Source organism: Pseudoruegeria sp. SK021, assembly GCF_002119405.1.
In the GTDB taxonomy this organism is placed as follows: domain Bacteria; phylum Pseudomonadota; class Alphaproteobacteria; order Rhodobacterales; family Rhodobacteraceae; genus Meridianimarinicoccus.
In genome coordinates, this window is sequence record NZ_MTBG01000003.1 from 32,580 (window position 1) to 52,914 (window position 20,335).

Here is a 20,335-nt window from a genome sequence, read left to right on the forward strand (position 1 = left end):
ATCAAAACCTGTCGTTTTGCAGGTCCCATGCCCCATGCTAATGGTATGAAATGAGCCAGCCAATCCAATCCTATGACCTCGCCCTTGGCGACCGTTCCTACTCCAGCTGGTCGATGCGGATCGGCCTTTTGGTGGATCGGTTCGATCTGCCCGTCCCCTGCCAGTTCGCCCGGCTTTACACCGACGCGTTCCCGGCCATGTTGGCGCAGTTTCAACCGGCCCGCACCGTGCCAGCCCTGCGCATGCCCGAGGGTGGTGTGATCTCAGAAAGTCTGGCGATTGCCGAAGAATTGGCCAGCCGCTTTCCCGATCGCGGTCTGTGGCCCGACGCGCCGGGGGCACGGGCGACGGCGCGGGCATTGGCATCCGAAATGCACGCGGGTTTCTTTGATTTGCGCGGCGAATGCCCAATGAATTTGCGCGTGGCCTATGCCGCAGCGCCGGTCTCGGACAAGGTCGGCACCGATCTGCGCCGCCTAGAGCGGATCTGGGCCGCTGCCCGCACAGCGACCGCATCGCCCGGGCCTTGGCTCTGCGGCGACTATTGCATCGCTGATGCGTTTTTCGCACCCGTGGCCGCCCGGATCGCGGGTTATGGCCTGTCGGTCTCACCGGACGCGGCCCGCTACGTCCAAGCCCATCTGGCCGATCCGGCGTTTCAACGCTGGCGGGAACAGGGACTGACCGAAGGACCGGATCAGCCCTTTTATCGCCGCGACTACGCCACCACCGACTGGCCCGGTTAACCTTTCTGAAACCATCGCTGTCCAATCCTGACCCGACCTGACGGGAGCAGCGGGGATGGTGACGCGAACCTACACGGTGGCGTTTGAAGGAATTGAGGCGCGGTTGGTGGAAGTGCAATGCGCCGTCACCCCCGGATTGCCGGCATTTTCCATTGTCGGCCTGCCGGATAAGGCAGTGACCGAAGCCCGTGACCGGGTGCGGGCCTCGCTCACCGCGATGTCGATCGCGCTTCCGTCCAAGCGGGTCACCATCAACCTGTCGCCCGCCGATCTGCCCAAAGAAGGCGCGCATTTCGACTTGCCGATTGCGCTGGCGCTTCTTGCCGCCCTCGACATTCTGCCGCGCGACGACATTTCAGAAGTTGTGTCGCTGGGGGAGATGTCGCTGGATGGGGCATTGCACAAAGTGTCCGGCGCGCTTCCCGCCGCCCTGACCGCCGCCGCAGAAGCCAAGAGCCTGCTCTGCCCTCTGGCCTGCGGTGCCGAAGCGGCTTGGGTGGGCGACGCCCGCGTCTTGGCTGCGGCCACCCTTGCGGATGTGGTGCGCCATTTCACCGGTCAATCGCCCCTTCCCGACGCCAAGCCCGGCGAGATCACCGCCGAGGGCAGCTTCGGCGATCTGCACGATGTCAAAGGACAGGAACGGGCCAAGCGCGCGCTGGAAATCGCCGCTGCCGGACGGCACCACCTGCTGATGACCGGCCCGCCGGGGTCGGGTAAATCCATGCTAGCGGCCCGCCTGCCCGGCCTACTGCCGCCGCTCAGTGCCGCCGAGGCGTTGGAAACCTCTATGGTGCATTCGCTTTACGGGCTTCTGGATGCGGGCGGCATATCGCGGACCCGGCCTTTTCGGCGTCCGCATCACACTGCCTCGGTGGCCGCGATCACCGGCGGCGGCAAAGGCGCCAAACCCGGCGAGATCAGTTTGGCCCATAACGGGGTGCTGTTTCTGGATGAGTTGCCCGAATTTCCCCGGCAGGTTCTGGAAACCCTGCGCCAGCCGATTGAGACCGGCGATATCGTCGTCAGCCGGGCCAACGCCCATGTCCGTTATCCCAGCCGCTTTTTGCTGATCGCTGCCGCAAACCCTTGCAAATGCGGCTATATGGCCGATCCGACCCGGGCCTGCGCCCGGGTTCCCGGCTGCGGGGCGGATTACCTTGGCCGCATCTCAGGGCCGCTGATGGATCGGTTCGACCTGCGCATCGACGTGCCACCGGTGGCGTTTCAGGATCTTGATTTGCCGGCCTCGGGCGACAGTTCCGCCATCGTAGCCGGGCGCGTGGCCAAAGCCCGCGCCCGGCAATCCGACCGGTTCAAAGGCATCGACGGGGTCCGGGTTAATGCTGATGCCGAGGGCGAATTACTCGAACGGGTGGCCTGCCCCAGCCCTGACGGTCGCGCGCTGCTCAGCCGCGCCGCAGACAGGTTCGGCCTGACAGCGCGGGGCTATCACCGGGTGCTGCGGGTGGCGCGTACATTGGCCGATCTGGCCGGGGACGACGCGATCAGCCGCGATCACGTCGCCGAGGCGTTGGGTTACCGCCTGCCCGGCACAGCGCAATAGCGCCTTAAATGGCCAGCGCCGCGTGCTTGTCCTCAATCACCTTCCAGATGCCAGCAGTGACGTTGGTTCCGTCGAACCGCTCCAATTCCTGCAAGCCGGTTGGTGAGGTCACGTTGATTTCCGTCAGGTAATCACCGATCACGTCGATGCCGACAAATATCTGGCCGCGATCGCGCAACGTCGGGCCAATGGCGGCACAAATTTCAAGATCGCGCGCCGTCAGCCCAACTTTTTCGGCCCGCCCGCCAACATGCATATTCGACCGGGTCTCGCCGCTGGCGGGCACCCGATTGATCGCGCCGACCGGTTCGCCATTGACCAGAATGATCCGCTTGTCACCCTTGGTCACGTCGGGCAGGTATTTCTGCGCGATCAGCGGCTCACGGTTGATTGACGCAAACGTTTCAAACAGAGAGTTCAGGTTGCGATCGTCCGGCCCAAGCCGAAACACACCCGCCCCACCATTGCCGTACAACGGCTTGACGATGATATCGCCATGGGTGTCCTTAAAACGGCGCAGCGCCGCCAGATCCCGCGAGATCGTGGTGGGCGGGATCAAATCGGGAAAGTTCAGCACCAGCAGCTTTTCTGGATAGTTCCGCACCCAGAACGGGTCATTCACCACCAAGGTTCGCGGACCGGCCCGGTCCAGCAGATGTGTGTTGGTGATATAGCCCATATCAAACGGCGGATCCTGACGCAGCCAGACCACATCAAAGCTGTCCAGATCGACGGTTTCCGGCGCTTGCAGGGTGACATGATCGCCATGGACCCGCTGCACCGTGAAGGCCTGACCGGTGACTTGCATCCGGCGGTCGGCATAGGCCAGTTGATCTGGACTATAGTAGAACAGCGTATGACCGCGCGCCTGCGCCTCTTCGGCCAGCCGAAACGTGCTGTCCGCATCGATATTAACCGCCGTAATCGGATCCATCTGGAATGCAACGCGCATGGCATCCTGCCCCTTTTATCGTCATCTCCTGCGTCAATGCCGGAATGCGCGTGGGGGTTCAATGGCCCTCAGACCAATGCACAGCGGAGGACCGGGTCACAAAAAAGCATTCTCACGGATTTCGATCCGTCCCATGCTATCGACCAGCGCCACATCGACGCGACATGGCGTGTCCAGACCAGAGGGCATGCAAGCCAGATATTCCTGCGCCGCAGCCATGATCCGTTGCTGCTGTGCCGGGCTGATCCGCGCTGCCGCCGCAGCGAAACTCCGGCTTTTCTTGACTTCGACAAACACCAGCTCATCGGCCTGTTGCAGGATCAGGTCGATCTCGCCCGCGGCGCCCCGCCAACGTTCCGCCCGCAACTCGTAGCCACGCGCGGCAAAGTCGGCGGCAACCTGGGCCTCCGCGCTTTGTCCGGCACAATAGGACATCAGCCCGCTCACGCTGCGCCTTCACCGTCTTTCAACGCGGCCTGCATCTTCAACGCCAGTTGATAGGCCTGCTTGCGGGGAACGTCGAACTGGGCCGCAACCGCAGCCGCCGCATCCCGAACCGTCCCGGTCGCCAGTTCTTGTTGCAACGCCATCATCATGTCCTCTTCCGTCACTTCCACCGGAAGCGGCGGTCCAATCACCAGTACACATTCGCCCTTCAAGGTTCGCTCGGCCAGTTGATCGCGTAAATCGCCTAAACTGCCGCGCACTACTTCCTCGAAGCGTTTCGTCAACTCCCGACACAGCGCCGCGGGCCGCGCCTCGCCCAACTCTGCGCACAGATCTCCTAACAGAGCCTGAATCCGCTTTGGCGATTCATACAGCACCAACGTCGCAGGCACCCGGCCCACCTCTTGCACGGCGCTGCGCCGGGCTTGGGATTTGGGTGAAAGAAAGCCTAGAAACAGAAACCGGTCGGTGGGTTGCCCCGCCAGCGTCAACGCCGCAATCGCCGCCGACGGCCCCGGCGCCGTCGTCACCAAGCCCTCGGCCGCCGTCACCGCCCGCGCCAGATCGAAACCGGGGTCGGACACCATTGGCGTCCCCGCCTCCGACGCATAGGCAACGCTGCGCCCGGCAGCGATTTCCGCAAGGATTCCCGCCCGGGAGGCCTCGCCGCTATGGTCGTGATAACTCCAGACTTGCCGCTCACCCAACGGCACCCCATGAATGGCCATAAGATGTTTCAGGCTGCGGGTATCTTCGGCCACCAACAAATCGGCAGAGGCCAGAATATCCAGCGCGCGCAGGGTGATGTCCCGCGCGGTTCCGATGGGTGTGGCAACGAGGTAGAGACCCGCCGCAAGTGCAACTTTCTGATGATTCACGGTTGGCCCCGGCACAAGACACGCGTAGATATTGCCTAAAGCAGCCTGAACCGCGCGGCAACCCCATCACCGGGGGTCCGGCGGCAACCGATACCGGAGGATGACGACCATGGCAAACCCCGCAGCGTTCGGACGGCGTGGAGCATTAAAATCGCTTGTAGCCGGACTAGGCCTTCTTGCCTTGGCGGCCTGTGATCCCGTCAGCACGGGCACGACCCGCGGCACGTCCGGTACGGTCCAGGTGGCCCTTCTGGTGCCGTCCAGCGATCCTGACGCCAATGTTGGGCGCACCGCGCAAAGCATCGTGAACGCGGCCCGCCTCGCCGCCTCGGAATTGCAAGGTGCCACGGTCGAGATCAAAGTCTATGATACGGCGGGCTCTCCGGCGACAGCGGCGCAGGTCGCCACACAAGCGGTCAATGACGGCGCCGATGTCATCCTCGGCCCGCTTTATGCCGCCGAAGCGAATGCTGTCGGCAATGCCGTGGCCAGCCGCGGCGTCAACGTGCTGGCATTTTCCAACAATCCGGCCATTGCTGGCGGCAATGTCTTTGTGATGGGCGCGACATTTGACAACACGGCGCGGCGTATGGTCGGCTATGCCAAGGATCAGGGCGTTCAAAGTATTCTGGTCGTGAACGGGCGCAGCGAAGCCGAAATCGTAGGACGCGATGCCATCGTTCGGGCCATTCAAGCCTATGGTGTTCGTCTGGCCGGGACGCAGGATTTTGAATTGTCCCAGCAGGGCGTGACCGCCGCCATGCCCCGGATCGCAGCCAGCGCCGAAGCCAATGGTGCGCAGGCGATCTTCCTGACCTCGGACACCGCTACGGCCCTGCCCTTTGTCGTGGAAGCTTTGGGCGACAACAATCTGTCCCCAGCCGAATACCGCTATATGGGTCTGACCCGTTGGGACATTCCAACCTCTGCCATGGCCTTGCCGGGTCTACAGGGCGGTTGGTTTGCACTGCCGGACACCACCGCCGTCAACCAGTTCGTCAGCCGCTATTCCGCGACTTACGGAACCCAGCCGTTCAACACTGCCATCGCTGGGTTGGGCTATGACGGGATCGCCGCAATCGGGGCCTTGGCCAAGGCCGGAAAAGGCGTCTCGCATGCCAGCCTGACCCAGAGCAGCGGCTTCGCCGGGTCCTCTGGGGCGTTCCGGTTCCTGTCCGATGGCACCAACCAACGCGCCCTCGCGGTCGCCACCCTTCAGAACCAGTCCGTCCGAATCCTCGAAGCGGCGCCAACGCGCTTTGGCAGTGCCGGTTTCTGATCGCCGCAGGGCGAAGCGAACGGTCGCACCGGGGGATCCGGGCCCCGTTCCGATGACGCTGCGCCTAGAGCCGCGGCCCACAGAACTGATCTGCGATCCATCCGCGATCTGCGACGAGGCGGCACTGCTGGCCGCGCTCGCGCAGATCGCGGCGGACGAGCCGGATACCACCAAGCAGCGGCCCGCCGTGATCCAGACGCTGCAACAGGCGCGGACCCAAGGGGCGGCCCGCATCGCCGATGGCATCCAGCAGCGTCCACTTGATGCGCGCGCCGCGGTTCGCTCCTATGCGTACCTTACGGATTGTCTGGTTAAATCAACCTACTGGATGGCGACGACCCACATCCACCCGACGCCCTCTGCCAAGACGTCGGAAGGATTGGCCGTGGTCGCGGTGGGCGGCTATGGCCGGGCCGAGATGTCGCCCTATTCCGATGTCGACCTGCTGTTTCTGACCCCCTACAAGATCACCGGCTGGGCGGAAAGCGTGATCGAAACCATGCTGTACATCCTGTGGGATCTACATCTGAAGGTGGGTCATGCCAGTCGCACCGTGTCCGATTGCCTGCGTCTGGGTCGCGACGATTACACCATTCGGACCGCCCTGCTGGAATGCCGCTTTATCGAAGGCAATGCACCGCTGGCTTCAGACCTTCGGGATCGGTTGCGCCGGGAATTGTTCCGCGACACCGCCCCCGATTTCATCGAGGCGAAGTTGGAAGAGCGGTCCCAGCGCCACCAAAAGAACGGCGGGCGTCGCTATGTAGTGGAGCCGAACGTCAAAGAGGGCAAAGGCGGGCTGCGGGATCTGCAAACCCTGTTTTGGATCGCAAAATATGTTCACGGCGTCGATGACCCCCAAGATCTGGTCGACCTCGGCGTGTTCACCCCAGAGGAATTTGGCTATTTTGACAAGGCCGAGAACTTTCTCTGGGCGATCCGCAACCAACTGCATCTGATCTCGTCCCGGGCGATGGACCTGCTCAGCTTCGACCTGCAGGTCGAGGTCGCGGATCATTTGGGCTATATAGACCGCGCGGGCCGGCGCGGGGTCGAACATTTCATGCAGGATTATTTCCGCCACGCCACCCGCGTCGGTGATCTGACCCGCATCTTCCTGACCGCGATGGAAGCGCAGCACATCAAGCGCTTGCCGACCATGGCCAGCCTGTTCAAGCGGCGGATCAAGCTGAAACCCGGCTTCAAGCTGGTGCAGAACCGCTTGACCGTTGCCGATGAGGCCGAGTTCCTTGAGGATCGCCGCAACCTGCTGCGCGCCTTTGATGAAACCATCCGCACCGGCCTGCCAGCCCACCCGGATCTGGCCCGCTTGATTGTGGCCAATCTGGATCTGATCGACGATCAGATGCGCCGGGATCCCGAAGCCGCCCGCATCTTCCTCAATCTGCTGCTCAAACGGGGCGACCCGGCCCGCGCCCTGCACAGGATGAACGAAACCGGGGTGTTGGGGGCGTTCCTGCCGGAATTTCAGCCCGTCGTCGCGATGATGCAGTTCAACATGTATCACCATTACACGGTGGACGAGCACACCATCCAATGTATCGGCACCCTCGCCAAGATCGAACGCGGCGAGATGACCGAAGACCTGCCCATCTCGACCTCGATCATGCACGGCGACGTCAACCGCCGGGTGCTGTATCTTGCCCTTCTGCTGCACGACATCGGCAAAGGCCGCCCCGAGGACCATGCGGTTCTGGGCGCGCGCATCGCCCGGCGCGTGGCCCCGCGCCTCGGCCTTAAGCCGCAGGAATCCGCCACCGTTGAATGGCTGGTGCGCTATCATCTGCTGATGTCCGACATGGCGCAAAAGCGCGACGTGTCCGATCCCCGAACCGTGCGCGATTTCGCCAAAGCGGTGAAAACCCAAAAACGGCTCGATATGCTGATGGTCCTGACCACCTGCGACATCATCGGGGTCGGTCCGGGGGTCTGGAACAACTGGAAGGCGATGCTGCTGCGGAATCTTTATCGTTTGACCAGCGAAGCGCTGGCCACCGGTCTGGAAGACGTCAATCGCGAATCCCGCGAGAGCGAGGCCAAGTCGGCCCTGCGCGCGGCCCTGCCCGACTGGGACAAAGCCGCGCTGCGCCGGGAAACCAGCCGCCATTACGGCCCCTACTGGCAAGGATTGCAGACCGAAACCCAAGTGGTCTTTGCCAAATTGCTGGACGGGATCGGCAATGGCGAGATCCGCATCGACCTAAAACAAGACGAAGACCGCGATGCCACCCGGGTCAGCTTTGCCATGGCCGACCATCCCGGGATTTTCGCGCGGTTGGCAGGGTCGCTGGCCCTGTCCGGTGCCAACGTGGTCGATGCCCGCACCTATACTTCGAAGGATGGCTATGCGACACCGGTTTTCTGGATTCAGGATGCCGATGGCGCGCCCTATTCCCCCGACCGCCAAGACCGGCTGCGGGCGATGATCCACAAGATTCTGAACGGCGAAGTGGTCACATCGGAAGCGATGGTCGCCCGCGACCGGATCAAAAAGCGCGAACGGGCCTTCCGGCATCCGACCTCCATCGCCTTCGACAACGAAGGCTCGGACATCTACACCATCATCGAAGTCGACACCCGCGACCGGGCGGGCCTGCTGTATGATCTGGCGCGCACGCTGGCGGGGGCCAATATCTATATTGCCTCGGCTCAGATCGCGACATATGGGGCGCAAGCGGTGGATACCTTTTATGTCAAGGACATGTTCGGCTTGAAAATCATGAGTAACAGCAAGATCGCCGGACTAGAGAAGAAACTTCTCGCCGCAATCGAACAGGGCGCGAACAAGGCTGCCCGTTGATGAAACCCGTTCGGATGCTGAGCGGGATGCTCACTGTAGGCGGCTGGACCATGGGCAGCCGCCTTCTAGGCTTCGTTCGCGATGCCATGATCGTCGCCCTGCTGGGCACTGGGCCCGCCTATCAGGCGTTCATCATCGCCTTTTCACTGCCCAATATGTTCCGCCGGTTCTTTGCCGAGGGCGCGTTCAATATGGCCTTTGTGCCGATGTTCGCCCGCCGGGTCGAGACCGGCGATGACCCGCACGGCTTCGCGCAAGAGGCCTTCTCGGCCCTGACCTCGATCCTGATCCTGCTGTTGATCGTGGCGCAGATCGCCATGCCGGGGTTGGTCTATGCCATGGCCAGCGGCTTTGCCGGCGACGAAACCTTCGATATTGCCGTGGCCTTCGGGCGCATCAGCTTTCCCTATATCGTGTTCATTTCACTGGCGGCCCTGTTGTCCGGCGTCCTGAACGCAACCGGCCGCTTTGCCGCCGCTGCGGCCGCCCCGATCCTGTTGAACCTGATCTTTATCGGCTTCATGACCACGGCGCTATGGATGGGCGGCGACGTTGCCAAAGCCTTGATCTGGGCCGTGCCGGTGGCCGGGGTCGCCCAGTTTGCATTGGTCTGGTGGGCGGCACGGCGAGCCGGTTTCACCCTGCTGCCCCGGATGCCGCGCCTGACGCCCGGGGTGCGGAAGCTGGCCATCGTGGCCGCGCCCGCGGCGCTGGCATCGGGGGTGGTTCAGCTGAACCTGTTGATCGGACGGCAGGTGGCCAGTTATTTCGACCGGGCCATCGACTGGATGTACACCGCCGACCGCCTGTACCAGCTGCCCTTGGGCGTGGTCGGCATCGCCGTTGGCATCGTGCTGATGCCGGAACTATCCCGCCGCATCGCCGCCACCGATGACAAAGGCGCGCGCGACGCCCTAAGCCGCGGCGCCGAGATTTCGCTGGCCTTGACCATCCCCGCCGCCGTAGCCCTTGCCGTCATTCCCGAGACCCTAGTGTCGGTCCTGTTCGAGCGCGGCCGGTTTACCGCCACCGACGTGGCCGGCACCGCCATCGCCGTGGCAATTTACGGCCTCGGCCTGCCCGCCTTCGTGCTGCAAAAGGTCCAGCAACCGCTGTTCTTTGCCCGCTCCGACACCAAGACCCCGTTCCGCTATGCGGTCTATTCGATGCTGATCAACGCCGCTCTTGCATTGGGGCTGGCCCCGGTCATCGGCTGGCCCGCCGCCGCATGGGGCACGACGCTGGCTGCGTGGGCCATGGTTGGCTTCTTGTGGTGGGGCGCACGCAGCCTTGGCGAAAGCGCCCAAGTCGATGCCCGGTTCTGCCGCCGCGTGCCCCGGCAGGTTCTGGCCGCAGCCCTGATGGGGGCGGTCCTGTGGCTGGGTGAGCATGTGATGGCCGATGCCCTGACCACCGCGGGCATCCGCTACGCCGCCCTCGCCCTGCTGATCGTGCTGGGGGCAGTCACCTACTTTACCAGCGCCCATCTGCTGGGCGGGCTGTTATTGTCCGACCTAAAGGGATCGCTGCGGCGCAAAGGCAAGACCGGCAACTGACCGCTCGGTGCTGGCCCGTCTCCCTTAGTGGACACGGGCCAGCACCTCTTGCAGGCTTACCGCCCGCGCAGCGCTGCGCGCAAGCGACCCCAGCCGCCCGGAACCAACAGAAACGACAACCCGAACCCGCAGACGAACCCGGCCATATCCGCGACCCAATCCCGGCCCGAGCCAAATACCAGCCCGAACAGCAATTGCACCGCCAGCAGTAGCCCGATCAGACGGAACGCCATCAGCTGGTTCTGCTGTAAGGCCCGCGCCCGCACCCACATCAGGAAAGTGTAGCCACCGATCAGGCCATAGACGCCGGGGAACGCGCCAATCAGCGGATAAGGATCATTCAGCGCCAAACCATAGGCAAATGCCCCGCCAATCGCCCCACCAAAGAACAGCACCAGCACCGCCAGATTTCCCAAGGCCTCGCCCACCATCTTGCCCATGGCCAGCACGAAGACGGCGCCGAACAGGGCGTGGCTAAAGCTCAGGTGCAGCAGCGGATACGTCACGAACCGGACCAACAGGTCAGGCGGGAAGCGACCATTGACCAGCATCCAGTCCAACCCCTGCCCGTAGAACGCGTAGTCTTGGATGGCTTGATTGCGCCAACCGATCCCGGCCGCGCCGCCCAGCAGGCCCCGCTCGGCCAGATTGAACATCACTTCGATGCCGAAGATAACAACGGCCAGCCCAAGGGCGGCAGGTGGCAGCGGATTGACCGCTTTCGGTGTGGACATCGGCCAAAACCCTTCCATTGACGACAGGCGCAGGCCCGCAGATAAGCGACCCGGCAGAAAACTTCCAGACGGAGATACTCTCATGACGGATGCGGTCCACACGCAATCCAATCCGGCCACCGCCGACCTTACCGCCGATGCGCCCAGCTTTCCCAAGCGGGTTTTTTCCGGGGTGCAACCGACCAATCGCTTGCAGCTTGGCAATTACCTTGGCGCGGTGAAGCGCTTTGTCGACATGCAAAACAGCGGCGCCGAGACGCTGTATTGCATCGTAGATTTGCATGCGCTGTCCGTCTGGCAAGACCCCGCCGACCTGACCCGGGCCACGCGTGAGTTGACCGCGGGCTACATCGCGTCGGGCCTCGATCCGGAAAAGTCGATCCTGTTCAATCAGGCCCGCGTGCCCGAGCACACCCAGTTGGCGTGGATTTTCAACTGCGTCGCGCGGATGGGCTGGATGAGCCGGATGACCCAGTTCAAGGATAAAGCTGGCAAGAACCGCGAAAACGCCAGCGTCGGGCTGTTCACCTACCCGGCCCTGATGGCCGCCGACATTCTGGTCTATCACGCCACCCATGTTCCGGTGGGCGACGACCAGAAACAGCATATCGAACTGACCCGCGATGTCGCCGCCAAGTTCAACAATGACTTCAAGACACCGTTCTTTCCAATGACCGAACCGGTTATCGAAGGCGCGGCCACCCGGGTGATGAGCCTACGGGACGGCACCAAGAAAATGTCAAAGTCCGACCCGTCGGACATGAGCCGGATCAACCTGACCGACGATGCCGACACCATCGCCCAGAAGTTTCGCAAAGCCCGGACCGATCCCGATCCGTTGCCCGAAACCTTCGCGGAATTGGCCGAACGGCCCGAGGCGCGGAACCTAATCAACATCTACGCCGGGCTGGCCGATATCAGCGTCGATGCGGTGATGGCCGAGGTCAGCGGACAGGCGTTCTCGGAATTCAAACCCCGGCTGGCCGATCTGGCCGTTGCAAAACTGTCCCCAATCTCGACCGAGATGGAACGGCTGATGCGCGATCCGGCCGAGATTGACCGGATCCTTGCCAACGGGGCCGAACGGGCCCGGGCCATCGCGGCCCCGATCCTAAAGCGGACCTATGAAATCACCGGGCTCGTCGTCTAAACAATCAAACCAATGCGCCTGACCCAGACGGGTGTACCCGTGGTCAGGCGCACCCCCACCACTGGCCATGGTTTGGCGCCGGTGGACAAGCTGCTGTGGCTGCGACCTCCCCAAGCGCCCGCGTCTTACCAGCGTCATAATTCTGTCATCGATACGTTACGACATGACCTTAGGTTAGGGGCTGAGACGCGCGTCGGACAGACAGTTCCTAGTTTTACCATTCCTCACTATGTCCGCTGCACCGGTTGCGTATCTCCCGCGCTGCAAACGGGTTCCCCCCACCCCTGCGCGAACGGCTTGGCCTCCGCGTATCCCCTCCGCGGAGGCCGTCCTGTCCGCCCACCGCATCGGTGCTGCTAGCCACATCATATTCAAGCACAATCTGGCCGACTTCGCTCTTGCAAGCCACGCCCGCAAGAGGGCATGATCACCCGTCTATAGACGGAGAGCGACATGCGGAAATTTCTGGTGATCTTGGACGACAGCAGCGAATGCCTAAATGCGATCCGGTTTGCCGCAATGCGCGCGGCGAAATCCGGTGGCGGCGTTGAGATCTTGTCGGTCATTCCCCCCGAGGAATTCAATCACTGGATCGGCGTCGGCGATATCATGCGCGAAGAAGCGCGCGATCGCATCAAAGCCCATTTCGAAGTCTTCGCGAAATGGATGCGTGACAAACAGGGGGTCGAGCCGACCCTAACCATCCGGGAGGGCGAGTTGTTCAACGAAGTTCTCGGTCAGATCGCGGATGACCGGGAAATCGGATTGCTGGTCTTGGGCGCAGGCACCGACAAAAAAGGCCCCGGCCCATTGGTGTCGCAGATGATCAAATCCGCAGCATCTGTGCCGATCCCGTTCACTGTCGTGCCCGGAAACCTGTCAAAAGAACAGCTTGAGGCCGTTTGTTAAAGTAAACAATGCGGTACATGTGACCGCCGCACCCCCAACGGCCTACCGGCCCCGCCAGTTTAGAATAGTTCCAAATCTTGACAGTTCGGCTTCGGAGTCGCATATCTTCTGCAAAAGGAAAGCCCGCCATGTTCATTCAGACAGAATCCACTCCGAACCCCGCGACCCTGAAATTCCTGCCCGGCCAAACCGTGCTGGAAACTGGGACCGCCGATTTCCCCAGCGTTGAAACCGCCGGCACGTCGCCATTGGCGACACGGATTTTTCGCGTCGAGGGGGTTTCGGCCGTCTTTTTCGGCACCGACTTTGTAACCGTCACTAAATCTGAAGATGCGCTTTGGGATCATGTGAAACCCGCCGTTCTGGGTGCGGTGATGGAACATTTCCAATCCGGCGACTCGGTGGTGACCGATCAAGCCACCGGCGATGGCCACGCCGCCCATGACGGACCCGATTCCGACATTGTCGGCCAGATCAAGGAACTGCTCGACACCCGCGTGCGTCCGGCTGTGGCTCAAGACGGCGGCGACATCACCTTTCACGGTTTTGATCGCGGCATCGTCTATCTGCACATGCAAGGGGCCTGTGCGGGCTGCCCGTCCTCGACCCTGACCTTGAAAATGGGCATCGAGAACCTGCTGCGCCATTACATTCCCGAAGTCACCGAAGTGCGCCCGGTCGCGGTCTAAGCCGCGCTGGGGTCTTCCGATTTTGACCGCATAATCCTGCCCGCGCCGCACACCTGTTGCGGCGCCGGTGGCGTGTCCGCTATGGTCGACGACACAATGTCCGATGCGGGTCCGACAAAAGTCCGACGAAAGTCCGACACCATTCCGATCGAAAAATCATGACCCAATCCCCCCCTCTTGTGCTGGGCTTCGACACCTCTGGCCCCCATTGCATCGCCGCGCTGATCCAAGGCGACCGCGTTCTTGGCGAACGCAGCGAAGCTATGGTCAAAGGTCAGGCCGAGCGCCTGATCCCCCTGCTTGAGGACCTGTTGGCCGAGGCGGGTCTGATCTGGCGGGAACTGGACGGCCTCGGCGTCGGCATCGGCCCGGGCAACTTTACCGGCATCCGCATTTCGGTCGCAGCGGCCCGTGGGCTGGCGCTGTCATTGCGTCGCCCAGCCATCGGCGTAAGCACCCTCGAGGCCGCAGCCCATGGCCTGACCCGGCCGGTTCTGTCCTGCGCGGATGCCCGTAAGGATATGATGTATCTGCAACTATTTGACGGCAGCGCGGATAATCCGGCCATACTTGTGGCGCAGGACGATCCGATCTTTCAGTCCTATCCGGCCCATCTGGCCTGTGTCGGCGATGCGGCTAGCCGGGCAGCAGAGCGCACTGGTGGCCCCGTTCTGACCGCGGCCTTGCCGCTTGCCCAGACCATCGCCCGGATCGCGTCCAGCCGTCTTGGGGATCCAGCCACCCGGCCAAGCCCGCTTTATATCCGCAATGCCGATGCCGCACCCGCACGGGATCTGCCGCCGGTGGTCTTGCCGTGACGCCACAGCGGATGGCCGACCTGCATGGCCTGTGTTTTACCACCCCAAGGCCATGGTCAACCGTTGAATTCACGGACATTCTGAACCAGAGGGGCGTGTTTTCCGTCAGCGCGGCCTCGGGTTTCGCGCTGGGTCGCGCCCTTGCCGGCGAGGTCGAACTCTTGACCCTCGCCGTCGATCCCGCCCACCGACGCTGTGGCACCGGCGCGCGCTTGCTCGCGCAGTTTGAACAGGCGGCGCGCGCGCGCCAGTCAACCGAGGCCTTCCTTGAAGTCGCCGACGATAACGCGGCGGCCCGGGCCCTTTATGCGCGTGCAGGATATGTGCAGGTCGGGCAACGGCCTGGGTATTACCAGCCCAAGACCGGCCCTGCGATCCCGGCCCTCATTCTGCGCAAAGCGTTATAATAGCGGTCATTCCTGCAATTCCATCGAAAATCAGCACTTGCACCACCCGCCACGCCTGCATGGTGAGAGAAAGCTATTGACCCCCTTCATGACCTGCGGGCTTAATTCACCGGTGAATCGACGCGGCGCTTTGGCGTCGTCGCGCCATCTTGGCGTTTACGTCCAACAATCGGGAGACCTCCATGAGCCTCATGAAAACTTTGCTGGGCGCCAGCGCAGCGCTGGCCCTGTCGAGCGCCGCAAGCGTGGCAGAACCGGGCCTGATCATCGATCTGGGCGGGAAGTTTGACAAATCCTTTAACGAAAGCGCCTATACCGGGGCGCAGCAGTGGATCAAGGATACCGGCGGCAGCTATAAAGAGACCGAATTGCAGTCCGAGGCGCAGCGCGAGCAATCCATGCGCCGGATGGCGGAAAGCGGCGCGAACCCGGTGGTCGTGCTTGGCTTTGCCAATGGGTCCACCCTCGAAGCTGTCGCGCCCGATTATCCCGAAACCATGTTTACCATCGTCGATATGGTCGTCGATCAACCCAATGTGCAGTCTATCGTATTCCGCGAAGAACAAGGCAGCTTTCTGGTCGGCGTGCTGGCCGCAATGGCATCCAAGACCAACACGGTCAGCTTCGTCGGCGGGATGGACGTGCCTTTGATTTCGAAATTCGCCTGCGGCTACGCCCAAGGTGTCAAGGCCGTCACCCCGGACGCGAAGGTCATCGTCAATATGACCGGCACGACGCCGTCGGCGTGGAATGACCCGGTGAAGGGCGCGGAACTGACCCGCAGCCAGATCAGCCAAGGCTCGGACGTGGTCTATGCCGCAGCGGGCGGCACTGGCATCGGCGTGCTTCAGGCCGCAGCGGACGAAGGCGTTCTGTCCATTGGCGTCGACAGCAACCAGAACCACCTGCATCCCGGTTCGGTCCTGACTTCGATGACCAAACGGGTCGACAATGCCGTCTACGAGGCGTTCACGTCGTTCAATGACGGCACTTTTGCGCCGGGTTTGAAAGTGATGGGCCTGAACAATGACGGTGTTGGCTATGCGCTGGATAGCAACAACGCCGAACTGATCACCCCGTCGATGAAAGCCACGGTCGATGAGGCCGCCCAGAAAATCATCTCGGGCGAAATCTCGGTCCATGACTATGCCTCCGATGGCAAGTGCCCGGCGTACTGACCGAATGACATCGGCACCCCAGACGCAGGAGCGGCCTACAGGCGCCGCTCCTGCCATTGAGCTTCGCGGCATTTCCAAGGCGTTTGGCGCCGTGCAGGCCAACAAGAATATCTCGATCCGGGTCGAACGCGGCACCATACACGGGATTATCGGTGAAAACGGCGCCGGGAAATCGACCCTGATGTCGATCCTCTACGGTTTCTACAAGGCCGATTCCGGTGAGATCCTGATCGGCGGACAGCCGACTGAGATTCCCGACAGCCAGGCGGCCATTCGCGCGGGCATCGGCATGGTGTTCCAGCATTTCAAACTGGTGGAAAATTTCTCGGTTTTGGAGAACGTGATCCTTGGGGTCGAAGATGGCGCATTTCTGCGCCCGTCGCTGGCCAAGGCCCGCAAAAGTCTGACCGAACTGGCCAAAGAATATGAACTGAATGTCGATCCCGATGCGCTGATCGAAAATCTCAGCGTCGGGCATCAACAACGGGTGGAAATCCTGAAAGCCCTGTATCGGCAAGCGGATATCCTGATTTTGGACGAGCCGACTGGCGTTCTGACTCCGTCCGAGGCCGATCACCTGTTCCGGATCTTGCGCAACCTGCGGGCCGAGGGGAAGACCATTGTCCTCATCACCCACAAACTGCGCGAAATCATGGATGTAACCGACAATGTCAGCGTCATGCGGCGCGGCGAAATGACTGCAACCGTCAAAACTGCCGAGACCTCTCCGACGCATCTTGCCGAGATGATGGTGGGTCGAAAGGTGCTGCTGGAGGTCGATAAAGCACCCGCAAAGCCGGGGGGGGTCGTCCTAAGCGTTGAGAACCTACGCGTCACCGACGACAGGGGCGTCATGCGCTTGAAAGGCGTTTCGCTTGAGGTCCGTGCCGGTGAAATCCTTGGCGTGGCCGGGGTGGCCGGAAATGGCCAATCAGAACTTCTTGAGGTTCTTGGCGGCATCACCTCTGCCACCGGATCGGTGCATTTGAACGGCAAGCCGCTCGCACTGCATGGCCCCGGCTCGGACGGCCGCGCCCGCCGCGCGGCAGGCGTCACCCATGTGCCGGAAGACCGTCATCGGCTGGGCCTGATCCTAGACTTCACCGCGTGGGAAAACACCGGCTTCGGCTATCAGGATCTGCCCGATTACTGTGATGGGTTGTTGATGAACAACGAAGCCTTGCGCAAAGACACTCAAGGCAAGATGCAACGCTTTGACGTGCGCCCCGACGATTGCTGGCTTCCGGCCAAAAGCTTTTCTGGCGGCAATCAGCAGAAGATCGTTCTGGCCCGGGAAATGGAACGCAATCCTGACCTGTTGCTGATCGGTCAGCCGACCCGAGGTGTCGATATCGGCGCGATCGAATTCATCCATAAGCGGATCGTGGCCCTGCGCGACGAAGGCAAAGCGATCCTTCTGGTGAGTGTCGAGTTGGACGAGATCATGAGTCTGTCCGACCGGATCGCCGTCATGTTCGACGGCAAGATCATGGGTGAGCGCCTGCCACAGGACACCACAGAAACCGAATTAGGCATGCTGATGGCAGGCATGGACGGAAAGGCAGCGTAGAGTGAAATCGGGCGACACCAATAGCGAGATGAACCCTACCGAGGCGCTCAGGGCGGCGGTTGCGCTACGCAATGGACTTCTCGCATGGGAGGCTTCAGATGAATTTGTTGGAACTTCTCAACTTGCAAAAGCCTTTCGTGACGACTGGGACCGACGAATTGGCACGTTGAAGTTTGGCGGTGTTTGGTCGATAGGAAAGGCACGCCAAAATCTTCGTCATCCCTACAGCAAACAGGCCAGCTTGGTGCTAAGGAGTTCATGGAACTCAAGTAATGTAACTGTTGAACACGCTGTTCCGGTTACAAGAATGTTCTGGGAATTCCGTTCGGCCGACACTGATGCAAAGATGACAACATTAATTGAAGCCTATCAAGTCGCGGTCGTTACAAGGGAAGAAGACAATCTGCTGCGGGCCGCGGGGTTCTCCCGGTCAATGCCAGAGGGTTGGCAAATTGGACGGGATGACCCGCAGGAACGCTGGAAACGCGTCGGGATCGAAGTGGAGACCGCCTGATGGACACCATGCCGAAATGGGCCGATGTTGCCCTAATACCCTTCATCAATCTGGCGCTGGCGCTGATTGTGTCGGGCATTGTGATTGCTTTGATTGGTGAAAACCCGTTTCAGGCCATGAGCATCATGATCAAAGGGGCGGTTGGGTCTGCCTATGGCTGGGGCTACACCCTGTACTACGCCACCAACTTTATCTTCACCGGCCTTGCCGTTGCGGTCGCGTTTCATGCCCGCCTCTTCAACATCGGCGGCGAAGGCCAAGCCGCCCTTGGCGGATTGGGTGTCGCCTTGGTGTGTATGTCGGTGCCGTGGCCGCATTGGACCTTGGCCCTGCCCGCGACGATCATCGGAAGTGCGCTGTTTGGGGCGGCATGGGCAGCAATTCCGGCGTGGCTTCAGGCCAAACGCGGCAGTCACATCGTCATCACCACGATCATGTTCAACTTCATCGCCTCTGCGCTGATGGTCTATCTGCTGGTTAACGTTCTGAAGGTGCCCGGCTCCATGGCACCAGAAACAGCACGCTTTGCCGAAGGCACCCGCCTGCCTGCCGCCGCCTCTTTTGCTGGATGGCTGGGCTTTGGCAAATCGGCCCCGCTGAACGTCGCATTCTTTCTGGCCCTTGCGTGCTGTGTCGGGGTCTGGGTGCTGATCTGGCGCACCCGCCTCGGCTATGAGATCCGCGCCTTCGGCCAATCCGAGGCCGCCGCGGTCTATGCCGGGATTTCACCGGTGCGCATCATCATGATTACCATGCTGATCTCTGGCGGCCTGTCGGGAATGATGGCGGTGAACGCCGTTCAGGGCGAGGCCGAGCGCCTGATCATCGACGCCGTCCAAGGGGCCGGATTTGTCGGCATCGCCGTCGCATTGATGGGCCGGTCCCATCCGCTGGGGGTCTTTCTGGCCGCGATCCTGTTTGGCATTCTCTATCAAGGCGGTGCCGAACTGGAATTTGAAATTCCGGCCATCAGCCGTGAGATGATCGTTGTCATTCAGGCGCTGGTGATCCTGTTCACCGGGGCGCTGGACAACATGGTGCGCACGCCCGTTGAGCGCCTGTTCCTCCGCCTTCGCCGAAAGGCCGCCTGATGGATTTCAACACCGTTATTCAGCTTCTGGACAGCACCCTTCGTCTGGCAACCCCGCTGCTATTCGCCTGTCTTGCAGGTCTGTTTTCAGAGCGGGCCGGGATTTTCGACATTGGCCTCGAGGGCAAGATGCTGGCCGCCGCGTTCTTTTCCGCCGCCGTCGCCGCAATGACCGGTTCGGCATGGATCGGGTTGCTGGCGGGCTGCGCCGCTTCGATGGTTCTGGCCGCCATTCACGGGCTAGCGTCGATCACCTTTCGCGGCAATCAACTGATCTCGGGGGTGGCGATCAACTTTCTCGCCGCCGGCTTAACCGTCTTGATCGGCGACAGTTGGTTCGAATTGGGAGGGCGCACCCCGTCACTTGAGGGGGCCGCACGGTTTCAGAACCTGACCCTTCCCTTTGCCGACAGCCTGTCGGGCATCCCGGTATTCGGACCGCTTTATTCTCAGGTCCTCTCAGGCCACACGATCCTCGTGTACTTGGGCCTTCTGGCCGTTCCCGCCACTTGGTACATCCTGTTTCGCACCCGGTTCGGCCTGCGCCTGCGGGCGGTCGGCGAAAACCCCGCTGCGGTGGACACTGCGGGCATTTCAGTGGTCGGATTGCGCTTTGCCGCGGTGATCATCTGTGGGCTGCTCTGTGGGTTGGCAGGTGCCTATCTGGCAACGGGGTTATCGGCGGGCTTTGTGAAGGATATGAGCGCCGGACGCGGATTTATCGCCCTTGCGGCGCTGATCTTTGCAAAATGGCGGCCGTGGTATGCGCTGTCAGCGTGCCTGCTGTTTGGGCTGTTGGATGCCTTGGGCAATCGGTTTCAAAGCATCGAAGTGTTCGGCGCCACCCTGCCCACGCAATTCATGCAGGCCCTGCCCTATATCCTAACTGTGGTGATTCTGGCCGGGTTCGTTGGCAAGGCGATCCCACCCCGTGCTGGCGGCGAGCCCTATGTTAAGGAACGGTGATCCCTGACGCGCGCTGTCCCGGCGCCTTAGAACGGCACCATTTCTTAGACTTCCCCTGCGGCAA

Annotated in this window: 19 protein-coding genes; 15 read left to right on the forward strand and 4 right to left on the reverse strand. The window is 61.8% G+C overall.

The features are described from left to right. Positions 1-50: 50 nt before the first annotated feature. On the forward strand, positions 51-746 hold the full coding sequence (locus BV911_RS03760) for a glutathione S-transferase (RefSeq protein ID WP_086052258.1): 696 nt from the start codon (positions 51-53) through the stop codon (positions 744-746). A gap of 55 nt (positions 747-801) precedes the next feature. Continuing rightward, positions 802-2,313: a YifB family Mg chelatase-like AAA ATPase gene (locus BV911_RS03765; RefSeq protein ID WP_086052259.1), complete on the forward strand. Its 1,512-nt coding sequence runs from the start codon at positions 802-804 to the stop codon at positions 2,311-2,313. A 4-nt stretch (positions 2,314-2,317) separates the two neighbouring features. Here BV911_RS03765 and gshB read toward each other — a convergent pair whose 3' ends face one another. From gshB to rsmI, 3 genes are all read right to left on the reverse strand, one after another. Beyond that, entirely contained in the window at positions 2,318-3,265 is a 948-nt protein-coding gene (gshB, locus tag BV911_RS03770; RefSeq protein WP_086052260.1) for a glutathione synthase, read from the reverse strand. Between the two features lie 96 nt (positions 3,266-3,361). Continuing rightward, positions 3,362-3,712, reverse strand: a complete 351-nt coding sequence (locus tag BV911_RS03775) for a YraN family protein (RefSeq protein ID WP_168183969.1) — start codon at positions 3,710-3,712, stop codon at positions 3,362-3,364. Beyond that, a complete protein-coding gene (rsmI, locus tag BV911_RS03780) occupies positions 3,709-4,590 on the reverse strand; it encodes a 16S rRNA (cytidine(1402)-2'-O)-methyltransferase (protein WP_086052261.1) in 882 nt (293 codons plus the stop codon). Before rsmI ends, BV911_RS03775 begins: the two co-directional genes overlap by 4 nt. 109 nt (positions 4,591-4,699) lie before the next feature. On the opposite strand from rsmI, the gene BV911_RS03785 reads away from it, so the two are divergent. Genes BV911_RS03785 through murJ form a run of 3 tightly spaced genes read left to right on the forward strand, consistent with a single transcriptional unit; the run spans position 4,700 to position 10,246 of the window. Further along, complete coding sequence (locus BV911_RS03785; RefSeq protein WP_086052262.1) at positions 4,700-5,869, forward strand: penicillin-binding protein activator; 1,170 nt, start codon at positions 4,700-4,702, stop codon at positions 5,867-5,869. A 52-nt stretch (positions 5,870-5,921) separates the two neighbouring features. Continuing rightward, entirely contained in the window at positions 5,922-8,690 is a 2,769-nt protein-coding gene (locus BV911_RS03790; RefSeq protein WP_086052263.1) for a [protein-PII] uridylyltransferase, read from the forward strand. After that, positions 8,690-10,246, forward strand: coding sequence for a murein biosynthesis integral membrane protein MurJ (gene murJ, locus BV911_RS03795; protein WP_086052264.1), 1,557 nt, complete (start codon positions 8,690-8,692; stop codon positions 10,244-10,246). Before BV911_RS03790 ends, murJ begins: the two co-directional genes overlap by 1 nt. Positions 10,247-10,302: 56 nt before the next feature. Here murJ and BV911_RS03800 read toward each other — a convergent pair whose 3' ends face one another. Beyond that, positions 10,303-10,980, reverse strand: coding sequence for a rhomboid family intramembrane serine protease (locus tag BV911_RS03800; protein WP_086052265.1), 678 nt, complete (start codon positions 10,978-10,980; stop codon positions 10,303-10,305). 82 nt (positions 10,981-11,062) lie between these two features. On the opposite strand from BV911_RS03800, the gene trpS reads away from it, so the two are divergent. The 10 genes from trpS to BV911_RS03850 all read left to right on the forward strand — a co-directional run bounded on the left by trpS (position 11,063) and on the right by BV911_RS03850 (position 20,271). Further along, entirely contained in the window at positions 11,063-12,130 is a 1,068-nt protein-coding gene (gene trpS, locus BV911_RS03805; RefSeq protein WP_086052266.1) for a tryptophan--tRNA ligase, read from the forward strand. 453 nt (positions 12,131-12,583) lie between these two features. After that, entirely contained in the window at positions 12,584-13,039 is a 456-nt protein-coding gene (locus tag BV911_RS03810) for a universal stress protein (protein WP_086052267.1), read from the forward strand. Between the two features lie 128 nt (positions 13,040-13,167). Then, on the forward strand, positions 13,168-13,728 hold the full coding sequence (locus BV911_RS03815; RefSeq protein ID WP_086052268.1) for a NifU family protein: 561 nt from the start codon (positions 13,168-13,170) through the stop codon (positions 13,726-13,728). A gap of 158 nt (positions 13,729-13,886) precedes the next feature. Further along, positions 13,887-14,546 (forward strand): tRNA (adenosine(37)-N6)-threonylcarbamoyltransferase complex dimerization subunit type 1 TsaB, encoded by a 660-nt coding sequence (gene tsaB / locus BV911_RS03820; RefSeq protein ID WP_086052269.1) that lies wholly within the window; start codon positions 13,887-13,889, stop codon positions 14,544-14,546. Further along, a complete protein-coding gene (locus BV911_RS03825; protein WP_240512136.1) occupies positions 14,543-14,953 on the forward strand; it encodes an N-acetyltransferase in 411 nt (136 codons plus the stop codon). The genes tsaB and BV911_RS03825 overlap by 4 nt, the downstream gene beginning before the upstream one ends. Positions 14,954-15,135: 182 nt before the next feature. Beyond that, positions 15,136-16,131 carry a BMP family protein gene (locus BV911_RS03830; protein ID WP_086052271.1) on the forward strand — a complete coding sequence of 332 codons (996 nt, stop codon included), beginning with the start codon at positions 15,136-15,138 and terminating at the stop codon, positions 16,129-16,131. Positions 16,132-16,135: 4 nt separating this feature from the next. Beyond that, positions 16,136-17,701, forward strand: a complete 1,566-nt coding sequence (locus BV911_RS03835; protein WP_086052272.1) for an ABC transporter ATP-binding protein — start codon at positions 16,136-16,138, stop codon at positions 17,699-17,701. Position 17,702: 1 nt separating this feature from the next. Continuing rightward, positions 17,703-18,215 (forward strand): hypothetical protein, encoded by a 513-nt coding sequence (locus BV911_RS19100; protein ID WP_139840024.1) that lies wholly within the window; start codon positions 17,703-17,705, stop codon positions 18,213-18,215. Next, complete coding sequence (locus BV911_RS03845) at positions 18,215-19,306, forward strand: ABC transporter permease (RefSeq protein ID WP_086052274.1); 1,092 nt, start codon at positions 18,215-18,217, stop codon at positions 19,304-19,306. Before BV911_RS19100 ends, BV911_RS03845 begins: the two co-directional genes overlap by 1 nt. Then, positions 19,306-20,271 carry an ABC transporter permease gene (locus BV911_RS03850; protein ID WP_086052275.1) on the forward strand — a complete coding sequence of 322 codons (966 nt, stop codon included), beginning with the start codon at positions 19,306-19,308 and terminating at the stop codon, positions 20,269-20,271. Before BV911_RS03845 ends, BV911_RS03850 begins: the two co-directional genes overlap by 1 nt. Positions 20,272-20,335: the final 64 nt, after the last annotated feature.